General features: G+C 65.8%; 12 protein-coding genes. 6 read left to right on the top strand and 6 right to left on the bottom strand.

What is annotated here, in order from left to right; genetic code table 11:
• Window positions 1-72 precede the first annotated feature (72 nt).
• Complete coding sequence (locus BpN12_RS00180; RefSeq protein WP_246793284.1) at window positions 73-2148, top strand: 2Fe-2S iron-sulfur cluster-binding protein; 2076 nt, start codon at window positions 73-75, stop codon at window positions 2146-2148.
• Between the two features lie 108 nt (window positions 2149-2256).
• Complete coding sequence (locus BpN12_RS00175; RefSeq protein WP_246793283.1) at window positions 2257-3165, top strand: LysR family transcriptional regulator; 909 nt, start codon at window positions 2257-2259, stop codon at window positions 3163-3165.
• Between the two features lie 40 nt (window positions 3166-3205).
• On the opposite strand, the gene aspT is transcribed toward BpN12_RS00175, so the two are convergent.
• Window positions 3206-4903, bottom strand: a complete 1698-nt coding sequence (aspT, locus tag BpN12_RS00170) for an aspartate-alanine antiporter (RefSeq protein WP_246793282.1) — start codon at window positions 4901-4903, stop codon at window positions 3206-3208.
• Window positions 4904-5794: 891 nt separating this feature from the next.
• Here aspT and BpN12_RS00165 point away from each other — a divergent pair.
• On the top strand, window positions 5795-6544 hold the full coding sequence (locus BpN12_RS00165) for a lysozyme inhibitor LprI family protein (RefSeq protein WP_246793281.1): 750 nt from the start codon (window positions 5795-5797) through the stop codon (window positions 6542-6544).
• Window positions 6545-6612: 68 nt separating this feature from the next.
• Here BpN12_RS00165 and BpN12_RS00160 read toward each other — a convergent pair whose 3' ends face one another.
• From BpN12_RS00160 to BpN12_RS00145, 4 genes are read right to left on the bottom strand one after another with little or no spacing between them, the layout of a single operon-like run.
• Complete coding sequence (locus BpN12_RS00160) at window positions 6613-7959, bottom strand: hypothetical protein (protein ID WP_246793280.1); 1347 nt, start codon at window positions 7957-7959, stop codon at window positions 6613-6615.
• Window positions 7956-14282, bottom strand: a complete 6327-nt coding sequence (locus BpN12_RS00155) for an AAA domain-containing protein (RefSeq protein WP_246793279.1) — start codon at window positions 14280-14282, stop codon at window positions 7956-7958. The genes BpN12_RS00160 and BpN12_RS00155 overlap by 4 nt, the downstream gene beginning before the upstream one ends.
• A gap of 17 nt (window positions 14283-14299) precedes the next feature.
• The gene (locus tag BpN12_RS00150) at window positions 14300-14944 is read right to left on the bottom strand and encodes a 4Fe-4S single cluster domain-containing protein (RefSeq protein ID WP_246793278.1); all 645 of its coding nucleotides are present in this window, start codon (window positions 14942-14944) and stop codon (window positions 14300-14302) included.
• A 3-nt stretch (window positions 14945-14947) separates the two neighbouring features.
• On the bottom strand, window positions 14948-16771 hold the full coding sequence (locus tag BpN12_RS00145; RefSeq protein ID WP_246793277.1) for an AAA family ATPase: 1824 nt from the start codon (window positions 16769-16771) through the stop codon (window positions 14948-14950).
• 811 nt (window positions 16772-17582) lie between these two features.
• Between BpN12_RS00145 and BpN12_RS00140 the strand changes: the two genes are divergently transcribed.
• From BpN12_RS00140 to BpN12_RS00130, 3 genes are all read left to right on the top strand, one after another.
• The gene (locus BpN12_RS00140; RefSeq protein ID WP_246794732.1) at window positions 17583-18251 is read left to right on the top strand and encodes a PadR family transcriptional regulator; all 669 of its coding nucleotides are present in this window, start codon (window positions 17583-17585) and stop codon (window positions 18249-18251) included.
• Window positions 18252-18295: 44 nt separating this feature from the next.
• Window positions 18296-19120 (top strand): siderophore-interacting protein, encoded by an 825-nt coding sequence (locus BpN12_RS00135; protein WP_246793276.1) that lies wholly within the window; start codon window positions 18296-18298, stop codon window positions 19118-19120.
• 252 nt (window positions 19121-19372) lie between these two features.
• Window positions 19373-19612: a hypothetical protein gene (locus BpN12_RS00130; protein WP_246794731.1), complete on the top strand. Its 240-nt coding sequence runs from the start codon at window positions 19373-19375 to the stop codon at window positions 19610-19612.
• Between the two features lie 92 nt (window positions 19613-19704).
• On the opposite strand, the gene BpN12_RS00125 is transcribed toward BpN12_RS00130, so the two are convergent.
• The gene (locus BpN12_RS00125; RefSeq protein WP_246793275.1) at window positions 19705-20286 is read right to left on the bottom strand and encodes a phosphatase PAP2 family protein; all 582 of its coding nucleotides are present in this window, start codon (window positions 20284-20286) and stop codon (window positions 19705-19707) included.
• Window positions 20287-20296 lie beyond the last annotated feature (10 nt).

Below are 20296 nucleotides of genomic sequence, written 5' to 3'. Positions count from 1 at the left end.
TCCGGGGCGGCGGCACCCGCCGCCACCGCATCGCCGAACCATCAAGCCGGCCCGTTTCCACAGGAGCAGATCATGAACACGACTCCCCTCGTTGCAGCGTCGCCATGGCACGCGGGCGAGCTGGCGCTGCAGGAAAAGGCCGGCGTGGCGGCGCGGATGGACGACGTCGGCCGGCGCTTCGTGCGCGACCACCTGCCGGAGCAGCACCGCGCGTTCTACGCGCAGCTGCCGTTCATCGCGATCGGCGGCGTGGACGGCAGCGGCGACGTGTGGGCGAGCTTCCTCGCGGGCCAACCCGGCTTCATGCAGGCGCCGGACGGCCGGACCCTGCGGATCGAGGCCGGCAGCGACCCGCGCGACCCGGTCTCGGCCGGGCTGCACGACGGCGCGGCGCTCGGCCTGCTCGGCATCGAGCTGCACACGCGACGCCGCAACCGCGTGAACGGCCGGCTCGAACGTCGCTCGGCGCGCGGCTTCGAGGTGGCCGTCGCGCAGTCGTTCGGCAACTGCCCGCAGTACATCCAGCAGCGCGATTTCTCATTCATTCGCAATCCTGACGTTTATACCGATCAGCCCGCGCAGGAGCTCGACGGCTTGACCGAGCGCGCCCGCGCGATGATCGAAGCAGCCGACACGTTTTTCGTCGCCTCGTATGTCGGCGACGGTCACGCGCGGCAGGTCGACGTCTCGCATCGCGGCGGCAAGGCCGGCTTCGTGCGGATCGGCGCGGACGGCCGCCTGACCGTGCCCGATTTCGCCGGCAACCTGTTCTTCGCCACGCTCGGCAACTTCCTCGTCAATCCGCGCGCGGGGCTGGTGTTCGTCGATTTCGCCAGCGGCGACCTGCTGCAGATGACGGGCGAGGCCGAGGTCGATCTCGACTCGGCCGAGATCGCCGCGTTCCAGGGCGCCGAGCGGCTGTGGCGCTTCACGCCGCGCCGCGTGCAGCTGCGGCCCGACGCGATGCCGCTGCGCTGGCGGTTTCGCGACGCGGGCTGGTCGCCGAACTCGCTGATGACGGGCAACTGGGACGAGGCCGCCGCGCGCTTGAAAGCCGCCGAGCTGGCCAACGCGTGGCGGCCGTTCCGGGTCGCGCGCGTGATCGACGAGAGCGCCACGATCCGCTCGTTCCATCTCGAGCCGCTCGACGGTGCCGGGCGCGTGCCGCATGCCGCTGGCCAGCACCTGCCGATCCGCGTCACGCCGCCCGGCCAGGACAGGCCGCTGCTGCGCACCTATACGCTGTCGAGCGCGCCGTCCGACGACGTCTACCGGATCAGCGTGAAGCGCGACGGCCTGGTGTCGTCGTACCTGCACGACACGCTGCGCGCCGGCAGCGTGATCGAGGCGCGCGCGCCGGCCGGGCAGTTCACGATCGACGCGGCCGAGCGCCGGCCCGCCGTGCTGCTCGCGGTGGGCGTCGGCGTCACGCCGATGCTGGCGATGCTGCGGCACGTGGTGTACGAGGGCCTGCGCAAGCGGCGCGTGCGCCCGACCTGGTTCTTCCATTCGGCGCGTTCGCTGGCCGAGCGCGCGTTCGGCGACGAGATCGCGGCGCTGGCCGCCACCACCAGCGGCGCGGTCACCGTGGTGCGCGCGCTGACCGACACCGCCGGCGCGCGGCACGGCGCCGATTTCGACGTGAGCGGGCGCATCGACGTGGCGCTGCTGACCGAGGCACTGCCGTTCAACGACTACGACTTCTACCTGTGCGGGCCGGCCGCGTTCATGCAATCGATGTACGACGGCCTGCGCGACCTGAACGTCGCCGACGACCGCATCCACGCCGAGGCGTTCGGTCCGTCCGGGCTCCAGCGCCGACAGCCCGCACCGGCAACCGGCGCCGCCCCGGCGCGCGCGCCGGCCGACCAGCCGACGCCGGTGGCGTTCGTGAAGTCGGGCAAGGAAGCGCGCTGGCAGCCGGGCGGCGGCTCGCTGCTGGAGCTGGCCGAGGCGCGCGGGCTCACGCCGGAATACGGCTGCCGCGGCGGCAGTTGCGGCAGCTGCCGCGCGCGCATCGTCGAGGGCGCCGTCACCTATGCCGAGCCGCCCGGCTTCGCGGTCCCCGACGGCGAAGCGCTGATCTGCTGCGCGGTGCCCGCGAGCCCGGCGTCGGGCGGCGGCGAACGGCTGCTGCTCGACCTCTGAGCGGGGCCGCCGGCAGCGCACGTCGTGCCGATGCTGCTATGTTTACGGCCAGCCGGCCGCCACGGCCGCGGCCCCTTCCGATTCCCTTCTTCCCATCGCTATCCGGACATGGACAGGCATCAGGCAATGACCGTCTTCGTCGCCGTGGTCGAGACCGAGGGCTTCGCGTCCGCCGCGCGCAAGCTCAACGTCTCGCCCTCGGTGATCACGCGCGTGGTGACCGAACTCGAGCAGCATCTCGGCGTGCGGCTGCTCACGCGCACCACGCGCGTGGTGCGCGTGACCGAGGCCGGCGCGCGGTTCTTCGAGGACAGCCGGCGGATCCTCGCCGAGATCGAGATCGCCGAGGCGTCGGCGGCCAGCGTCAACACCACGCCGCGCGGCCAGTTGACGATCACCGCGCCGGTGCTGTTCGGCAAGCACTATCTGGTGCCGATCGTGCAGGACTATCTGGCGCGCTACCCGGCCGTGAATCTCGATTGCTGGTTCCTCGACCGGATCGTCAACCTCGTCGACGAGGGCGTGGACGTGGGCGTGCGGATCGGCGAGCTGCCGAACTCCTCGCTGCAGGCGATCCCGGTCGGCAAGGTGCGCTGCGTGGCGTGCGCCGCGCCCGACTATCTCGCAGCGCACGGCGAGCCGCGCCGCCCCGGGGATCTCGCCGGGCACACGCTGATCCATGCGACCGGACTCACCTCGGCGCCCGAGTGGCGCTTTCGCCTCGACGGCCGCTCGCAGGCGTGGCCGGTCCAGCCGCGCCTGACCACCACCACCAACGACGCCGCCGTCGCCGCCGCGCTGAGCGGCCTCGGCATCGCGCAGCTGCTCGCCTACCAGGTCGCGGAAGGGATCACGACCGGCCGGCTGCGCGTGCTGCTGGCCGACTACGAGGTGGAGGCGCTGCCGGTCCACGTCGTGCATCGCGAGGGCCGCTACGTGAACCAGAAGGTGCGCGCGTTCGTCGACCTGGCCGTGGAGACGTTGCGCGCCAAGGCGGCGATCTGGAACGGCGCATGAGCCGCCTGCCGCCATGGCGCGAGCCGCCCCTGCCGCCGCGTCAGGCCAGCTTCGCCACCAGGCCGACCACGACCGGCCCCATCAGCGGCAGCAACACGTTCGAGATCGCATAGGTGATCGTGTAGCCGATCACGGGCGTCGCGTTGCCGGTCACGCCCACCAGCGTGCTGATGGCCGGCGTGCTGCATTGCTGGCCCGCGATCGCGCCGAGCAGCATCGGCGGGTCGAGCTTGAGCCATGTGCGCCCGATCCACAGCGACAGCAGCCCCGGCACCAGCACCATCGCGATGCCCGCCAGCGGCAGCGCGAGCCCGAACTCGCGCACCAGCCGGATCGCGTCCGGGCCGGCCGACAGGCCCACCGCCGCGATGAAGGTGGCGAGCCCGAAGTCCTTGAGGATCTGCGCGGCCGCCGACGGCAGCGCGCCGAAGCGCGGCGTGCGCGCGCGCAGCCAGCCGAACAGCAGCCCCGACAGCAGGCAGCCGCCGCCCGTGCCGAGCGCGATCGACACGTCGCCGAGCCGCACGCCGAGCCGCCCGATCGCCATGCCGGCGATCACGCCCAGCGCGAGATAGACGAAGTCGGTCTTCTGGGTGGCGCGCACCACGTAGCCGAGCGCGCTGGCGCCGCGCGCCACGTCGGTCGGCGCGCCGATCAGCGTGAGCACGTCGCCGCGCCGCAGCTCGGTGCCGGGCAGCGCGGGAATCGTCGCGTCCATGCGCGACACCGCCTCCACGTACACGCCGCGCGCCTGGTCCGGCTCGGCCCGCGCGCGCACTTCGCGCAGCGTGAGCCCGTCGGCCTCGCGGCGCGTGAGCATCACGTCCACGCGCTGCGAATACAGCACGCCGAAGCCGTCGCCCGCCACTTCCTCGCCGATCATCGGCGCCGCCGCCACCACCGCGTCGCGGCGCCCCGCCACCAGCACCACGTCGTCCGCCGCGAGCACGAAACCGGGATGCGCGGCCCGCCGCTCGCCGCCGCGCAGCACCTGCTCGACGGTCAGGTTGCCGCCGTGGCGCGCCTCCAGCTCGCCGACCGTCGCGCCCGCCACGCTCGCCTGCGCATCCACCCGAAACGCACGCCCGACCAGCCCCGGCGCGGCCGGCCACTGGCCGTCGGCGAGCGCGCCGTCGCCGCCGAGCTTGCGCCAGACGCGCAGCGCCTCGGCGCGCAGGTCCACACGCAGCAGCAGCGGCGCGAGCTGGCTCGTGAACAGCACGATCGTGACGAGGCCGAACAGGTAGCTGACGCTGTAGGCGGTGGCGATGTTCGCCTGCAGGCGCGTGATGTCGGACGCGGCCAGGCCGAGCCGCGAGATCGCTTCGGAAGCGGTACCGATCACCGCCGATTCGGTCGCCGCGCCGGCCAGCAGCCCGGCCGCCGTGCCGGCGTCGAGCCGCAGCCACCAGGCCGCCCCGAGCACCAGCGCGAGCACCGTCAGCACCTCGATCAGCGACAGCGCCCCGTAGCGCCAGCCGCGGCCGACGTTGGCGAAGAACTGCGGGCCGCCCGTGAAGCCGAGCGCGAAGATGAACAGCGCGAACGCGATGTTCTTGAGGTCCGGCGTGAGCCGCGCGCCGGTCTGGCCGAGCAGCAGCGCGACGATCAGCGTGCCGCACACGCCGCCGAGCGAGAGCGGCCCGAGCCGCACCGAGCCGATCAGATGGCCGAGCGCGAGGCTCGCGAACAGCGCGATTTCGGGGTGGGTGATCAATAGACTGGATAAATTGGCCATTCGTCGAGATCCGTGTTGAGCATTTATGTTTTTCGAATGGCCAGCGTGCCGGGCCAGCGCCTGCCCAGGCGAAACCATCGCGTCCATCACGAAGCCGGTTGGCGACACCGCGGGTGCGGGTTGAGATTCGCAGCCGCCATGCCGATGCCTCGGCCTGCTGCGCGTCGCCCGTCTTTCGTGGTGCCAGCGGCCCGGCGTGCCTCGTTCATTCCATAACAGCGGCAAGAGGCGTGTCAAGCCGAATGCGCCGGACAGACGAGAGCACGGCGTTCGACTTTGGTTTGCAGTGCTTACTTAGAACAAAACCGGAACGCCGGGCGCCGGGCGGATCATGTCGAAGATGCGGGGCAATGCCGGAGCGACCCGGCGTTTGACCATCGATTCGCGACGCCGCCTTCGCAATCGATAGCATTTGGCAATCGAACGAATCGTTCAATCGTGCAGGTCAACTCCTGCGAAAAAAGATCGATTTTTTTGGCCTGCCGGCGATCCTCGGCAAGGAAACGGCTAGAAGCGGGGCTCGATCACAAGCCGACATCGCGGTCCAGCCTCATGGCGGCAACTCAACGTCGAGCCTCCTGCCGCTATAGTCCGACACCATCGCAGCCCGATTCTGATCATGGCTCACTGGCCCCCTCCATGAGGACCGGTGCGCGATCAGCGACCGCGATATCTGCCGAAAGAGAATCGTGACAATGAATGCACAAGACATTACACATCCATCTCTGTACAAGGCACAAATGACCGGAGAATGAAATTCAATGGCAATGTGATATCACGCACAAACATCGACATCGTATCGATTGACTCGGGTATCATCCGCGCAGGAAGCGCGAATAAAATATATCAAACAACGGCAAACTCATCCGCAGCTTTGCCACGGGGAATCACATGACGATGCTGGGCAATAGCCTGATCGGAATCGGTGCGCTCGCATCGTTGATCGGGATTAGCGGCTTTATGGACACGCGCAAGGTCGATCGGCGATTCAAGACCGGCTATAAGAATAACGCCCCCGATACGAGAAACTTCGGACAGGCGGGCAAGATTTTGTTGTGCGGAATTGGCATTTTCCTGGTTGGCCTGCTTGTCAACCGCCTGTTCAATTCAGACGTCGAACCGGTGCAATCCTCGCCAATTCGGAACGAGGCGAACAGCGAGGAGCGCGCCACCGCGCAAACGACTCCTGCTCCGACCGTATCGGAAAGCCGCGACACGCCGGCGCCCGAAGTGCAGGCATCGGCGCCATCCGAGCCCCATATGGCAGACACGGACCAGCGATCTCCTGAAATATCCACGACAAGTAATGACGCCCCCGAGGCGCCTGCTACCGGTGCCGTTCCAGATCCGACGTTTGCGACCAGTTTCGACTGTTCACGTGCATCACAGGACGACGAGTCGGCTATCTGCCACGACCCCGGTCTGGCGGCAATGGATCGAAGGCTTGCACAGTTATATTCGGCCGCGCTACGCACCATTTCCGATCCGGAAACGCTTCGTCAATCGGAATCGGACTGGGTCGCCGCACGACATCGATGCGGTCGGGATCTGGACTGCCTGCGCCACGCCTATGGTGAGCGTATCGGCCAGTTTACGGATTCACTCGGCTCCCAGCCGTTAGTTCCGGAAAAGAGCAATTAAATCGCTCATGATCAACGGATCCGGCGCATGGTAACTACCGTGGCCGGGCCGCCTATCCTTGCACCGATTCAATCCATGGCCCGACTGGCTGACCCCGTGTCGGACCTGTCGTCCATATCGGCAACGACCTTGAGCGGCACTTCGCCGACGCCCATCGCGCGTTCGATCAACAGATCGTCGCCATGCTCTGCCAACAAGGCCTGCAATCGGCCAAACTCGCCGCACCAGAGTGTCTCCACGTCCTTGTCGCGTGCAACGTCGCGATTCGCGGTCAAGGAGACTGCCCGGACCTGCAGGCGACCAGCTTGCGCTTGCCCCCCCACTTCGACGCCATAGCCGGGCAGTGAAGATTTCTTGACGACCACGCGGCCATCCTTAGCCCATGCGGTGCTCATACCGTCGTGGACTTCGTAGCCGAGTCGCGCGAGGCCGTTAAGAATTGCGTTGCGCCGCGCAGCCGCGGCCTGCTGCTGCCGCATCCGCGCGATCAGATCCTGACCGGCTCCGGTCAGTTCGGCGACGACATCGGGGGAAGTGGCTAGATCACACTGTCGAGCACGTTCGACAAAGGCTACCGCGTCAGCCGCATCGTGCGAGCGAATCTCCGCCGTCAGCTCCTCCAATACGGCAATCGCCGCGCGCCGCGCGCGGGCCGCCTCGACAGCACTCGACAGATCGAGGATCAGGCTGTCGAGCAACAGGCTTTTGCGTGCAACGTTCGCCTCGTCCTCCAGGACGTCGAGCCGCGACGCAAAACCCTCGACCGCGGACGCGTCCAAAAACACCCGCGCCTCACCGATTCGCCGGTCGAGGCGATCGATCGCCGGATCGCGGGCCTGCGCCAATTGCGCGACTTTCCAGGCCTGAAAATCCGTTACCGCCTCAGTTGGCATCAAGCGATCCGCCAGTGCCCGTTGCGCTTCACTGAGCATTGGCGTCCGGCTGGGCACCAATAGCGCAAACCCTTTTGCGAGCACAGCATCGGCATTGTCGAGCACCTCTCCCGAACGCAAGCGATCGAGTTGTCCGCGAACTTCGGCCGGGATCTCGATACCTTTCGCCTCCAGCGCATCGAGCAACGTCGCGGCACCATGCCGTCCCTGCCGCCGACGCTTCATTGCCTGTTCAGCCTGCTCCACCGCCGCCTGCTGGCGCCGCGCGAGATCTGCCTTCAGGAAGGCGATCTCGTCGGGCACCTTCTTCTGCAAGTCCATGAATGCATCAGCGGCAAGCAATGCGGTCAGTGTCTTCTGGCGTGCCCGGGTCGCTGCGATCTCCTCGTCCGACAGCATGCCGGTACGCTGCCCCTCGGCGATCCACGTCGCAATGGCCTGTTCGAGACGCTGCAGATGTCCCTCGCAGATCGCGGTGATTTCCTCACGCGTCACGATACGCACCACTTTCGGGCCGCTCATGCCGCTTCCTCTTGGGTCAGGGCAAACTCCACGGCGCTCTTCAGGCGGGCCTTCTCCGCATCGGGTTCGTGATACCAGGCTTGCGACGAAACACGATGCAGCTTCGGAATGGCCCGTCCCAGCACGGACGGACGCCAGATCTCCCGTGCTCGCGCATGTTCGAGCAAGGGATGACGCGGCGCATCGCACTCGATGCCGATGGCGTACAGACCGGTCTCGGGGTTCGCGATTGCGAAATCAAGCCCGAAAGCGTCGCCTTCCTGCGCAGGTACCGGCGTCAGCCCGAGCCCTTCGAGATAAGCAAGCACCTCGCTCGCGAAGCCGTCGGAAGCACCCGTTTGTCGTAATTTCGCATGCGCCCGTTCGCTGCTCATGCGGCTCAACAAGGCACGACCAGCAGGCAATTCGCCGTTCGACATGGCGCGGGCATATTCCATATAGCCCTGAAGATAGTCACGCGGAATCGCCGGCTTACGCTGCGTAGCGAGCATGTCGGAAATTTCACGGATCGGCATCGAGGTAACGAGCACGATCTTGTGGCGAGCGCGCGTGACGGCCACGTTCAGACGTCGCTCGCCGCCACTCTGACCAAGCACGCCGAAGAAGCGACGGAACGTGCCCTGACCGTTACGGCCGAAGGTCGTGGAGAAGACGATCGTGTCGCGCTCGTCACCCTGCACATTCTCGACGTTCTTCACGAATACGGCCATATCCTCGCCGCGATCGGTGCGCTCCAGTTCTTCACGATAGGCGTCGCGAAACGCTTCATCGGTTTCCGCCCGCAACGCCAGGCGTTCGAGGATAAGGTCGGCCTGCTTGCGATTGAACGTCACCACGCCGACCGAAGGCCGCTGCGCGTAAGGCTGTTGCCAGAGTTGCGCCAGATAGTCGACAACGCGATCCGCCTCGTCGCCGTTGGTCTGCTGTTCATAAAGACCATTTACCTGAATGAGCTCGAGCGGCTTGACCTCGCGCACCGTGGCATCGGGATGGCGAACCGGCACGCTGAGGTTGTTCTCGTAAAACGCCGCGTTCGAATAGCCGATCAGTTCGCGATACGCCGAACGATAGTGGATCTGCAGCGTCGATACCGGCAGTGCGCTACGCGCCAGTTGCAGCAGATCGGGGCAATCCTTGATTTCGCGTCGATTCCAGGTGTCCTCAAAGCGCTCACGCTCATCTTCGGTCGCCGTGTCGTCAGGCTGCTCACCGTCGAAGATCTCTGTCTCGTCGCTATCCGTTCGGCTCGCAAAGAACGCCGTCGGAGGCATCTGCTTCTCGTCGCCGCTGACGACCGACAGGTTGCCGCGAAACAGCGTTGGAATCGCATACTCGACGGGCATCTGGGAGGCTTCGTCATAGACGACGGAATCAAACAAACCCGACTTCAGTGGCAGCACGCGGCTGGCCACATCGGGATTCATCAGCCAGACCGGACGCAACGTCATCAGGCCCAGCCCGCTGCCAAGCTCGATGAATTCGCGCAGACGCCGGGAGCGTCGCCCCGTCAAACGCGTGACATCTTCCCAATCTCGTGCCGAACCCAGCTTGCCGCGGTCGATGCCGTTGCGCAGCATCTCGCGATTCAGGCGCCGCATTTCCTCATCGGCCGCCGCCAGCGCGTCGATTTTCGAAGCGGTCTCGCTCTGGTCGAGCAGCAACTCGGGGTTATCCTGCTCCATGCGCCGCTTCCAGCCGAGCCGAGCTTCACGATTGATCATCCGCCGCACCGCCTCGTCGAGATGATCGAGCGGCAGGCGAGCAAGCGCATCCTCGTGGTCGCGCAGGATGGCGAACACGCCTAGTGCTTCGGCCGTGACATGCCTGGCTCGAGTACGGAACTGCTGATAGGCAGCCAACGTCGGCAAGGCATCGCCGATCCGATTCAACGGCGCCTGGTAGCTGACGTTGTCGCCGATCGCCTGACGACAGGCCGCAACGAGTTCTGCCGAGCACCACTCCTCGATCAGCCTCAACGCCTGAAGACTGTGTTGGCGTGCGTTGTGGCGGATGAACGCCGTCTCGAAACCGTCGAGCAACTGCTCAACCGGTGCCCGATCCCCCGTCATCACAGCCGAATCGAATTCATCGCCGCGCGGCGCGATCGCGAGATGCTGCGCGAGCTCGCGAATTTCCTCGAACTGGCGCAAGCGGGTAAGGCAGGCATCGGCAAGCGCCGGCCCACATGCAGGGTCGACCGCTTCGAGATGCAATGCCCGACTGATCGTGTTCAACGTGTGACGCAACGGCCGCCAGACCTGCTCGAGCCGCGCGGCTGCCAGCAGTTTGCGCAGCGTCTCGTCCGTCGCGGGTGCGCCGCAACCGGCGACGAATTTCATCAGGCGCCCGCGTCGCAGGTAGGTGACGGGATTCAGACGACTCAACAAGGACGGCGCGCGCGTCGCGAGTGCGGCCTGGCTTTCGAGTCGGTCGAGGTCCTGATCTGACGTGCTCGCGACGGCATCTGACAGCGTGGCGTCGAAACCGCTGATATCGACCGCCAGCAGATCGCGATGGAGTCTACTGAGCGACGCATGATGCCGGTGACCTTCCGCGTCGGCCTGATCGGCCGGACGAAATAGCGGCAGCCATTGCGCAAGCCGCTTGCGTTGGACGTCGTCCAGTGCGACGAGACGGCCGGCATTGGTATCGAGCCACTTCCGATAGGGTGCGGGGTCGTCCACTTCGAAGCGGGCAGGGTGGGCGGCGAGCGTCTCGGTGCGCAGGCGCTCCGCCTCGCAAAAATCCGCGAACCGCGCACGGAACGCCCCGATCGTATCCGCGTCCGTCGAGAACGAGGTCAATTGAGCCAGCGCGCTGCCCTCGAATTTCGCCGGCAGCCAGTAACGCGCCAAGGGCGCGCAGTGTTCCTCCAGCGTCGTCAGTGCCGATATATCGAGCGCGGCCAGCAACGTGCGCAGTTGCGGCACACTGATCGGCGGCGTACCTGCCTCGAGCCGGATCAGCTCGGCGAGCAATGCCCGATAGCTGAGGCCGGTCGACTCGTCGACGCGATGAAGCGCCATGTGCTGGCGATCCAGTTCCCCCTCCAGCGTCTCGATCCTCGCGGCCATGCGTTCGCGCTGACGGATCACGCCATGATCGAGCGCCGTGCCACGAAAAATCGCATCCAGTTGCTCGCGGACGGCGCGGATAGTCGGCTCGCGGTCCTTGTTGACGTCATTGACCATCACGATGCGATCACCCAGCCCTTCCGCGACCAGGCGCTTGCGCACGACCTCTAGCGCCGCATGCTTCTGACACACGATCAACAGGCTGCGGCCCCGTCCGATCGCGTCGGCAACCATGTTGACGATCGTCTGGCTCTTGCCGGTACCAGGAGGCCCTTCAACCAGCAATCCTGGTCCCTGCCGCGCCTGCAGAATTGCCGTTTCCTGAGACGGATCGCTCGCCACCGTCAGGAGTCGGTCGAGCTCCGTCGCGGCCGCTTCGGGCGCATCGTAGGCCGACTTGTCCTTGAGCCTCAACATCGACTCCAGCGCCGTACCCGAGGGCGACAATTGTTTGAGCTGACGCAGGTCTTCTCCAATGGCCTGCCCGGCGAAATCGACATGGAAGAGCACGCCGGCACAAGCAATGCGCATCGTGCCAACCGGCAGGTCGATGGTCGGCGGCGGCAACGCGCCGAGCTTGCGGCTCGCCACCTCGGCCAGCAGGCCGAAGGCATCGACGACATCGGCAGCCTTCAGCGCGGAACGGCCGAGTACCTCGTCAGCCGCGACACGCCATGCCTTGACCGCTTCGCGTCCGAACAGGCCCTCGAGCGCCGGATTCAGGCGGACTTCCTCCCGCTCGCCGTCGAAGGCCATCGCAACCTGTCCACGGGTGCCGAGCTCCATCAGCAGCCTGACCGGCCACAACAGGACGGGAGCAATACGGGGACGCGTCGTGCTGCGGTGGTCCTTGCAAAGCACGAACGGGAAACCCAGATAGAGCCCGTCGATGCCGGTATCGCGCTTGTAGAGCGAGGTCTGTCGATACAGCGTGTTCAGTCGACCTTCCAGCGTTCCGCTCGCGCCAAACACGGCCGGGTCTACCGACACCGTCTGCACGTTGCGCTGAAGCAGGTGATCGAGCAACGCGGCACTGGCGAATCGCTCGCCGTTCAATTCGTTGAGATCGATCCTGCCCGTAGTCTTGCCGATGGTCATGCGAACCAGTGGACCGCGCAAGACGGTAGTGGCAACCTTCTTCTCGAAGAAGTCGAGAATCTGCGACACATACTGCTGCTTCTGTGGTTCCAGCCACTGCTCCGCAGGCACCGACAACAGCACGATCACTTCGTGCAGTGGCAGGCGGCGTTCGAGACGAAATTGCTCTGCCCATGCATCGACTGTTGAATTGCCCGTGCGCGCAAATCCGGCAATCCGGTCGTCAACGGAGCGAAACAGCTCGACGCGCGGCAGCGCTAGGGCAACCTGGGCCGCCTGGCGATCAAACGCCAGGATCTGCTCGCGTTCAGCGATGACGGCGGCCTGCTCGAGGATTTCATCGACCGAGCGGAATTGGGAAATGGCCGCGCTCAGCAGGACGATAAGATCCTCCTCACTGAGGATGCGGCGTTCGGACAACGACAGCAGGCCATGATGATCCGAATCCGGCAACAACAGGCGCCGCGCCTCCCACTGTGCCGCCAATTGGGCACGCGAGGTGGACAGCAGCGCGATGCGCACCATGTCCTCGTCCAGTTCGACACCGAGATGGCCAGCCCGGTGTCGTACCTCCTCGGCCCGCGAGCGTAGTCGCGACAGCCAGCTTTCCGTCCCCAGCCGCTCGAGGAACGTGGGTATCGGCCCGGTAATCAGGTCATAGCCTTCCAGCGGGTTTTGCAGCAGCCAGCCGGGGGTGACGATGTCGCCGCGCAGAATGAGCGGCATGTCGGGATTCAACAGCTTGAGCGCGATCATCAGACGACAATCGTCGTCGACCCCATCGAGCTGCATCACCTGGCGGAGGCCGGCTAGCGCTTTTGCACCGATACCGGCCTGCTCCGCCCACGTCAGCACGACACCGCGATTCAAGTGATCGCGGGCCGTATCCCAGTTCTCGCGCTCCGCCGCGGCGAGCGCAAAGAGAGCCGGCCTGCGATATTGCCGTGCCCCTAACGCGATACTGGCCCCCTCACCGTCGTCGGAATCGACGCCCGTCGCCACCGGTGCATCCACCGGCTTGCCGTCAAGCCACGCCTTGACTTGCGACCATTGCCAGCGTTGGTGCCGATCGCGTGCCAGCAGGCCACGCAGCAGCAGGTGAAGCGATGGATCCAGATTGTCCGGCAGCGTGACGCCGTTGGCCAGCACATGAATCAGGAAGGCACGCGGGTTGATGCCCTCGAAGCAGCGACCGTCGGTAAGCTGCTCGAGCAGGATCATGCCGAGGCTCCACCAGTCGGACGCCGCGGCAACACCACCCGCGATGGCCTCGGGCGCCATGTAGCGTGTCGTTTCGAGCGGTGAGACGATGTCGAGATCGAATTCGGACAGCCGTGCCGAGCCGAAGCCGCTGATCACGAGGTCCAGCGGTTCATGGCTACGCACCAGCAACGTGCCCGGTCTCAGATCGCGATGCCGCAGGCCGACATCCGAAAACGCCTGCAGGGCTTGGCCGAGCTCGTCGACCACATGCCGGATCGTCGCGATGTCACGTACCGCCACGCCCAGATCCGCCAGCGTCCCGCCGCTCAGTTCTTCAGCGACTTCGTAGGCGCGTTGATCCCAGCGTCCAGTGGCGATAATTTCCGGGACATGCTCGCGCGGCAGGCGGCGAACCACGTCGTAAATTGCCGGATCCGGTTCCGCTCCAGGCCGGTACAGCGTCAGAACCGCCTGCCGGCCAGTCTCGTCATGCTGCGCGACGTAACGCTCACGCACGCCGTCCGTACTCGAAATCTGACGTAGCAATCGCCAACCATCGATCCGTGTCTCCTCGGCCGGATCCGGGGGAGGCTCTGTCGCAGTGGAATGCCCCAAACCGTGGTTATCACCAACGCCGTTATCTGGCCACCGCGCGTCGGCCTGCACGGCTAAATCCGCGCCGCATTCGAGGCACATCAAGTCGCCATCGTTCATTAGATGGCCATTCAGGCAGGACCGCTGCGCGCTGGCTGCGGCGCCGGATTCGACAGGTACCACCTGCTGGTTGACCACCTCGTCGGCCGTGATCACATCCTGCGGGCGCCATCCGGGCGCCCTGATCGGTAGGCTCGACAGATCCCAGCCGCAGGCGGCACCATCGACCGTGCCGCCGCAGAACCATTCGTTGACCGGCCGCTCGGTCCGGCAATTTGGACAAAAACGCATCATGGCTGACATTTCCTGTCTTATCTGTTTTTCGCCTTGTCGGCGCTGATCCGGACCTGATGGCCCTGATCGGTCAATAGGTCTCTCAAGCGTTGAAAGTCGCCCCGTTCCGGTATCCCCGCGAACCAGACGCTGCCATCCTCGTCGAACATCACATCCAGCACCCTGCCGCCGTTGCGTGAAGCGTGCTCGTACTGTGCAAAACGCGTGTGACCGAGAGGGGTCAGGCAATGCAAGCGTTGATTGTCGCTACCCCGCAATGGACGCGTCTGCGGGACGGCCATGTCGAACGGTTCGGAAATCAACGCATCGATCAGGCCGTCGGCTCGGGCCAAGGTGGCAGCCAGGGATTCGATCGCATAGCCGCTGTAGACGAGGACGTCGCAGGCTGATAGCTGCCGCAGGCCTTGCAGAAGCGCGAGCAGCGCCTCGGGTTGATCGAACGGCTCGCCGCCGGAAATCGTGATGCCATCGACATCAGGCAGCCACGTCCCGACTTGTGCCAGCACGGCACCGACCGTGGTATCGCCCCCGACGCTTGCCCAGGTATCCATCGAAATGCAACCCGGGCATCGAATCGAGCACCCCTGAAACCAGATTCCGACGCGCCGTCCCGGGCCGAGCGTCGTGACAGGGAAATGCAGGCGTGAAACGCGGATGTCCATGGACTAACGCTTCTGCAGTTGAAAAGTGCCCGAGTTGATGCCCGTGATGACGAACCGGTCGCCCGCGTTCGCGTCCTGATCGAACAGACCGCGCGCCAACGGATTGAGCAGATGCGCCTCGATCTGGTTGCGGATACCGCGCCCGCCATTGGAGAGATCGCCGAGGCATAGCGACTGGAGCGCCATCCTCGACTCCATGTCCAGATCGACGCTGATGCCTTGGGCCATGACGTCGTCGAGCACACCACGAATCATCTGCTCGAAGATATCGATCGCGACATCCTCGCGAATAAAATCGAAGACGATGACGTTCTCGCCGATACGGTTCAGGATTTCCGGCCGATTCAGGACCAGCTTGAAATGTTGCTGAATCTCGCTGAGCACCTTTTTCTGGATCTCCGCAAAATCCTCACCCGGCTGGACATTCGGCACGCGCAGACCCGATTCGTCCTGACGATAGATGCCGAGGTTCGAGGTGAAGATGATCAGTGCCTCGGAGAAATAGACTCGATCGCCGCGCCCCGATGTCAGCACACCGTCATCGAGAATCTGCAGGAACTTGTCGAGAATGCGCGGATGCGCTTTTTCGATTTCATCGAACAGCACCACACTGAATGGACGCTCGCGAATCGCATTCGTCAGTTCTCCACCAACGTCATAGCCGACATAGCCGGGCGGCGCGCCGATCAGCCGTTGGTCGGCGTGCTCGGCGCTGAACTCCGACATGTCAAAACGGATGTAAGCGCTTTCATCACTGAACAACAGGCTTGTGATGGTCTTGGCAAGCTCCGTTTTCCCGACGCCGGTCGGGCCTGCCAGGAATGCCACCCCACGCGGCCGGTTACCTTTGCGCTGGGCTCCGACTCCCGTCATGGCGCGCTTGACGAGATCGAGCATGTGCGTGACCGCATGCGCCTGGCCTTTGACGCGCTGCCGAACGAAGGTCTCGGCATGACGAATCTTGTCGCGCTCGATCTGCTGCCAAGGGTCCTCGGTCACGCCGACCTTGTAGCGCCGTACGGCATCGGCGATCTTTTCGACGGGAACCTGCTCGACTCGGGCGAGCGTGGCGATTGCATTCATGTCTGCCAACAGCAAACCCTCGGCGCCATCGACAAAAGCCTTCTCCGCCGCCGTCAAGCTGTCCTGCTCGGCCGCTTGCGCACCGGGTACGCCACGCAGCAATGCGCCCGCCAACGCGCGACGTGCAGCGCTGTCGGGTTTCGACACGGGAATATGCCGGATGCGCGGATTGTCGATCAGCAGCCAGTCCGGCAGATCCCCTTCCTTGTCGACGATCCAGATCACGGTATTGAAAAACGGCCGTCGCAATTCGCCAGCCGGACGCGGCGCCGCCATGTGCGCCAAAACCAGCGCACGCGTAAAAAGCGTGTGCTCGGCAGGATTCAGCGTTTCAGCGCGAATTGCCAGGCGGGAGGCAAAATCGACGACGAGGGCGATTGGCCGGCCCGGCAGCATGACCAAGCGCTCGAGGCACGCGGTGAGCACATCGATGCCGCCTGGCGCCACGCCGTCGACCGGCGTCAGCCCAAGGCGCTGCAACGTTTCATCGGCCGGCTCCATGGATGGCACCCGACTGTCCGGCACCGTGAAACCCGCAACCGGATTCCAGACGACCAACTGGGCATGACCCACCTCCCGCAAAGCGTCGCCGAGCGTACTGACCAACGACTGCGCCGTCACCACATCCGGTGCCACCTCGCATGCCTGCAGATCACGCACATTCCCTGACAGGACGAACTGGCTCTTTAACGGAAGGAAACGTAACAGATCCCGTAACCATCTTGGTTTGACGTAGGCAGGCATATTGTGACAGCTCGCTCGGAAAACGAGACGTTAGCATAGCCAGCCGATCGATATATGCCGAATGAATGCCGACTTCGGAAGGAAACCGGGCTTTTTCGAAAGCCGAAGTGTTTTCTTCGAGCCGCTAACGATGCGGTTATTGCTCTCGTCGAGTAATCACGACGAACATCGTCCGATGTTCTCTGATCCGATGACCACCTTCGCACAGTTCGTTCGAGGCACCACATGAAACCAAAGCGGATCCGATGAGCACGATATTCACGAGATACCGAGGTGTATCCAATCGATACTGACCATCTCGGCGTCCGCATTTGTATTTATCGGCACATGTCACGGCACTGAAACAAATCAATACGGCTTCAATACCAGGCAGCAACGCTGCTACCTCAATGCGGTATCCGCTCCGTGGTGAATCAAGTCCTTTCCATTATCGAGAGCCCGCGATATCGGAAGACTTTGCGTGAACCAACCCGGGCCGTCCGAAGCGGTTGCATCGCATCAGCCCCCGTCGCGTGACGACAGGTATGGCCGGCACCGCTTCGCTGCCGGAAATCCGCAAGCCCCTCATCCCGCCCCAAATTTTCCCCTTGATCTTATATCTTTAGATATATATCTTTCGATACATCTTAAGACATACCTTAAGGAGAACACGATGCGTCGTTCCCATCACCACGACATCTTCGGCCCTAGCGCCGCACCCGGCCACGAAGGCCGCCACGAGCACCGCGGCCATCACGGTCATCATCACGATCACCACGGCCACCATCAAGGCCACCAGCCGCACCACCACGGCCTGTTCCGCCTCTGGGCGATGGTCGGCGGCCGGCGCGGCGGCGGCGGTCGCCACGGCCACGGCTTCGGCGGCTTCTCCGATGGCTTCGGCGGCCCCGGCGGCATGGGTGGCCCCGGTGGCCCCGGCGGTTTCGACGACCCGCGCATGCCGCGCGGCCGCCAGTTCAATTCCGACGACCTGCAGCTGATGCTGCTCTCGCTGCTCGCCGAGCAGCCGAGCCACGGCTATGAACTGATCAAGGCGCTCGACACGCGCTCGCAGGGCTTCTACGTGCCGAGCCCCGGCATGGTGTATCCGGCGCTCACGTATCTGGAGGAACTCGGCTACGTGACGGTGGAGGCGGACGGCAACCGCAAGCGCTACGCACTCGCCGAAGCCGGCCGCACGCATCTGGACGCGCAGCGCGAACGCGTCGAGCTGCTGTTCGCGAAGCTCGCGCACCTCGGCCGCAAGATGGAGTTCATGCGCCGCGCGTTCGCGAACCAGACGGGCCAGACGGGCCAGCCCGGCGAAGCCGCCGACGACACCCCGGAAGGCGGCTGGCTGCCCGAGTTCGTCGAAGCACGCATGACGCTGCGCCAGGCGCTGTTCCGCAAGAGCGCGGCGGCGCCCGACGAACAGCGCCGCATCGCCGAGATCCTGCGCCGCGCGGCGGCCGAGATCGACGGCATGCCGCCGCAAGCCTGAGCCGACCCGCTTCGCCTTCCCGCTTCCCTTCGGAGATCCGATCGATGCAGAACCCCACCGAACGCGCGGTCACGCGCGTGCGTCACCCCCTGAAACGCCGCGTGCTGACGGTCCGGCGCATCACCCATGTCACGCCCCACCTGCTGCGCGTCACGCTCGGCGGCGACGATCTCGACGACTTCGTCAGCGCGTCGTTCGACGACCACGTCAAGGTGTTCTTCCCGGCGCCCGGCGACACCGAACCGACGCTGCCGGAACTCGGCCCGAACGGCCTGGTGCTGCCCGACGGCGCGCCGAAGCCGATCATGCGTGATTTCACGCCGCGCCGTTACGACCGCGCCGCGCGCGAGCTGGACCTCGAGTTCGTGCTGCATCATCCGGGCCCGGCTTCGCAATGGGCCGGCCAGGCCGAGGTCGGCCAGACGCTCGCGATCGGCGGCCCGCGCGGATCGTTCGTGGTCCCGACCGATTTCGACTGGCATCTGCTGGTCGGCGACGACAGCGCGCTGCCGGCGATCGCGCGGCGTCTCGCGGAACTGCCGGCCGGCACGCGCGCGGCGATCGTGCTCGAGGTCGCGGACGAATCGGCGAAGCTCGAATTCGACACCGAGGCCGACGTCTACGCGATCTGGCGCTACCGCAACGATCCGGCCGCGGCCGCCGGCGACGGCGCGCAGCTGGTCGCCGCGCTGCGCGACCTGCCGCTGCCGTCCGGCGACGGCTACGTCTGGGCCGCCGGCGAGGCCGCCGCGATGCGCGCGGTGCGCCAGCACCTGTGCGAGGCGCGCGGCGTCCACAAGTCACGCATCCGCGCCTCGGCGTACTGGAAGCGCGGCGCGACCGGCGTCCACGAGACGCTCGACGACTGAGGCATGAGTGCCGTCGCCATCGGTTCGGTAAGCTTGTGAACAATAGGCGGGCGGCGTTTACATCGCCGCCGCGCGTGGTATATATCTCACTGGACGGCCCGCCGGCTCGCGACGCGATCGCAACCGGCGGGCCGTCGGCATCGGCCGCCTCACCTCGCGCAGCACGACGAAGCCAGCCGGCCGCGGACAACAGTGCAGCAGCCACGCGGTGTCCGCCGGTGCGGGCACATGCTCATCGCCACGGCGCCGAACATGACCTCCGACAAGCACACACACGCATCCCTGGCCCGGTCGCTCCGGATCTTCGGCTATTGCACGCTCGCGGCACTGGCGATCGCGCTGTTCGTGGCGATGTGCGCGATCCTGCGCGACAGCGCGCTCGACCGCGAAGCAGCGCAGCGTGCGCCGAACGACAGCCTCGAACTGCACGGCAGCACCGGCTCGTCGCCGGACGCGGCACCCGAGACGCCCGCCGCGCACACGCCGGGCTGACCGGCAGCACGCCGGCGGCCGCCGCGCAACCCTCAACGCCGCGCCGCCCGAGCCCTCATCGCCCTCATTTCCGCCGACAACCGGCGGCCCGCTCAACGGCCACGCAAGTTGCCCGTCGCGATCATTCTCAGCACCTCCCCGGCCCGCTCGATCCGCGCCACCAGCGCACCGCCGTAACGCTGCACGAGCAGCGCGGCGACGCTGCCCGCCAGCGCGCCGCCCACCATGTCGAGCGGCCAGTGAACGCCCGCATACACACGCGCCCAGGCCACCAGCAGCGCGTCGATCGCGGTGGCCGCGCCGAGCGCGCGCGTGGTGCGCGACAGCCAGAGCCGCGCCGCCACGCTCCAGATGAACGCCATGTGATGGCTCGGAAACGCGCTGTCGGGCGCATGCGCGATCAGCTGCGTGCCGATGCCGAGCGCGAACGGGCGCGGCGAATACCAGCAGTGCGACACGAGCTGCGCGAGCAGCAGCGCGAGGCCGGCGCTCATGGCCGCCGCGATCGCCGCGCGCCGCACCGGGCGCGTACCGGCCAGCCAGAGCGCCGCCAGCAACAGCGGCACCACGCCCACCAGCCAGTCGGCCGCGAACACGGCCAGATGCGCGATCGCCGGCTGCGGATCGCGGCCGGCGTTGAGCGCGGAGAACATCGCGAGATCGAGGTTTGGCATGGGGCAAGGG

Source organism: Burkholderia perseverans, from assembly GCF_022870505.1.
GTDB classification, from domain to species: Bacteria; Pseudomonadota; Gammaproteobacteria; order Burkholderiales; family Burkholderiaceae; genus Burkholderia; species Burkholderia plantarii.
This window is presented reverse-complemented; position numbering and strand designations above follow the sequence as displayed.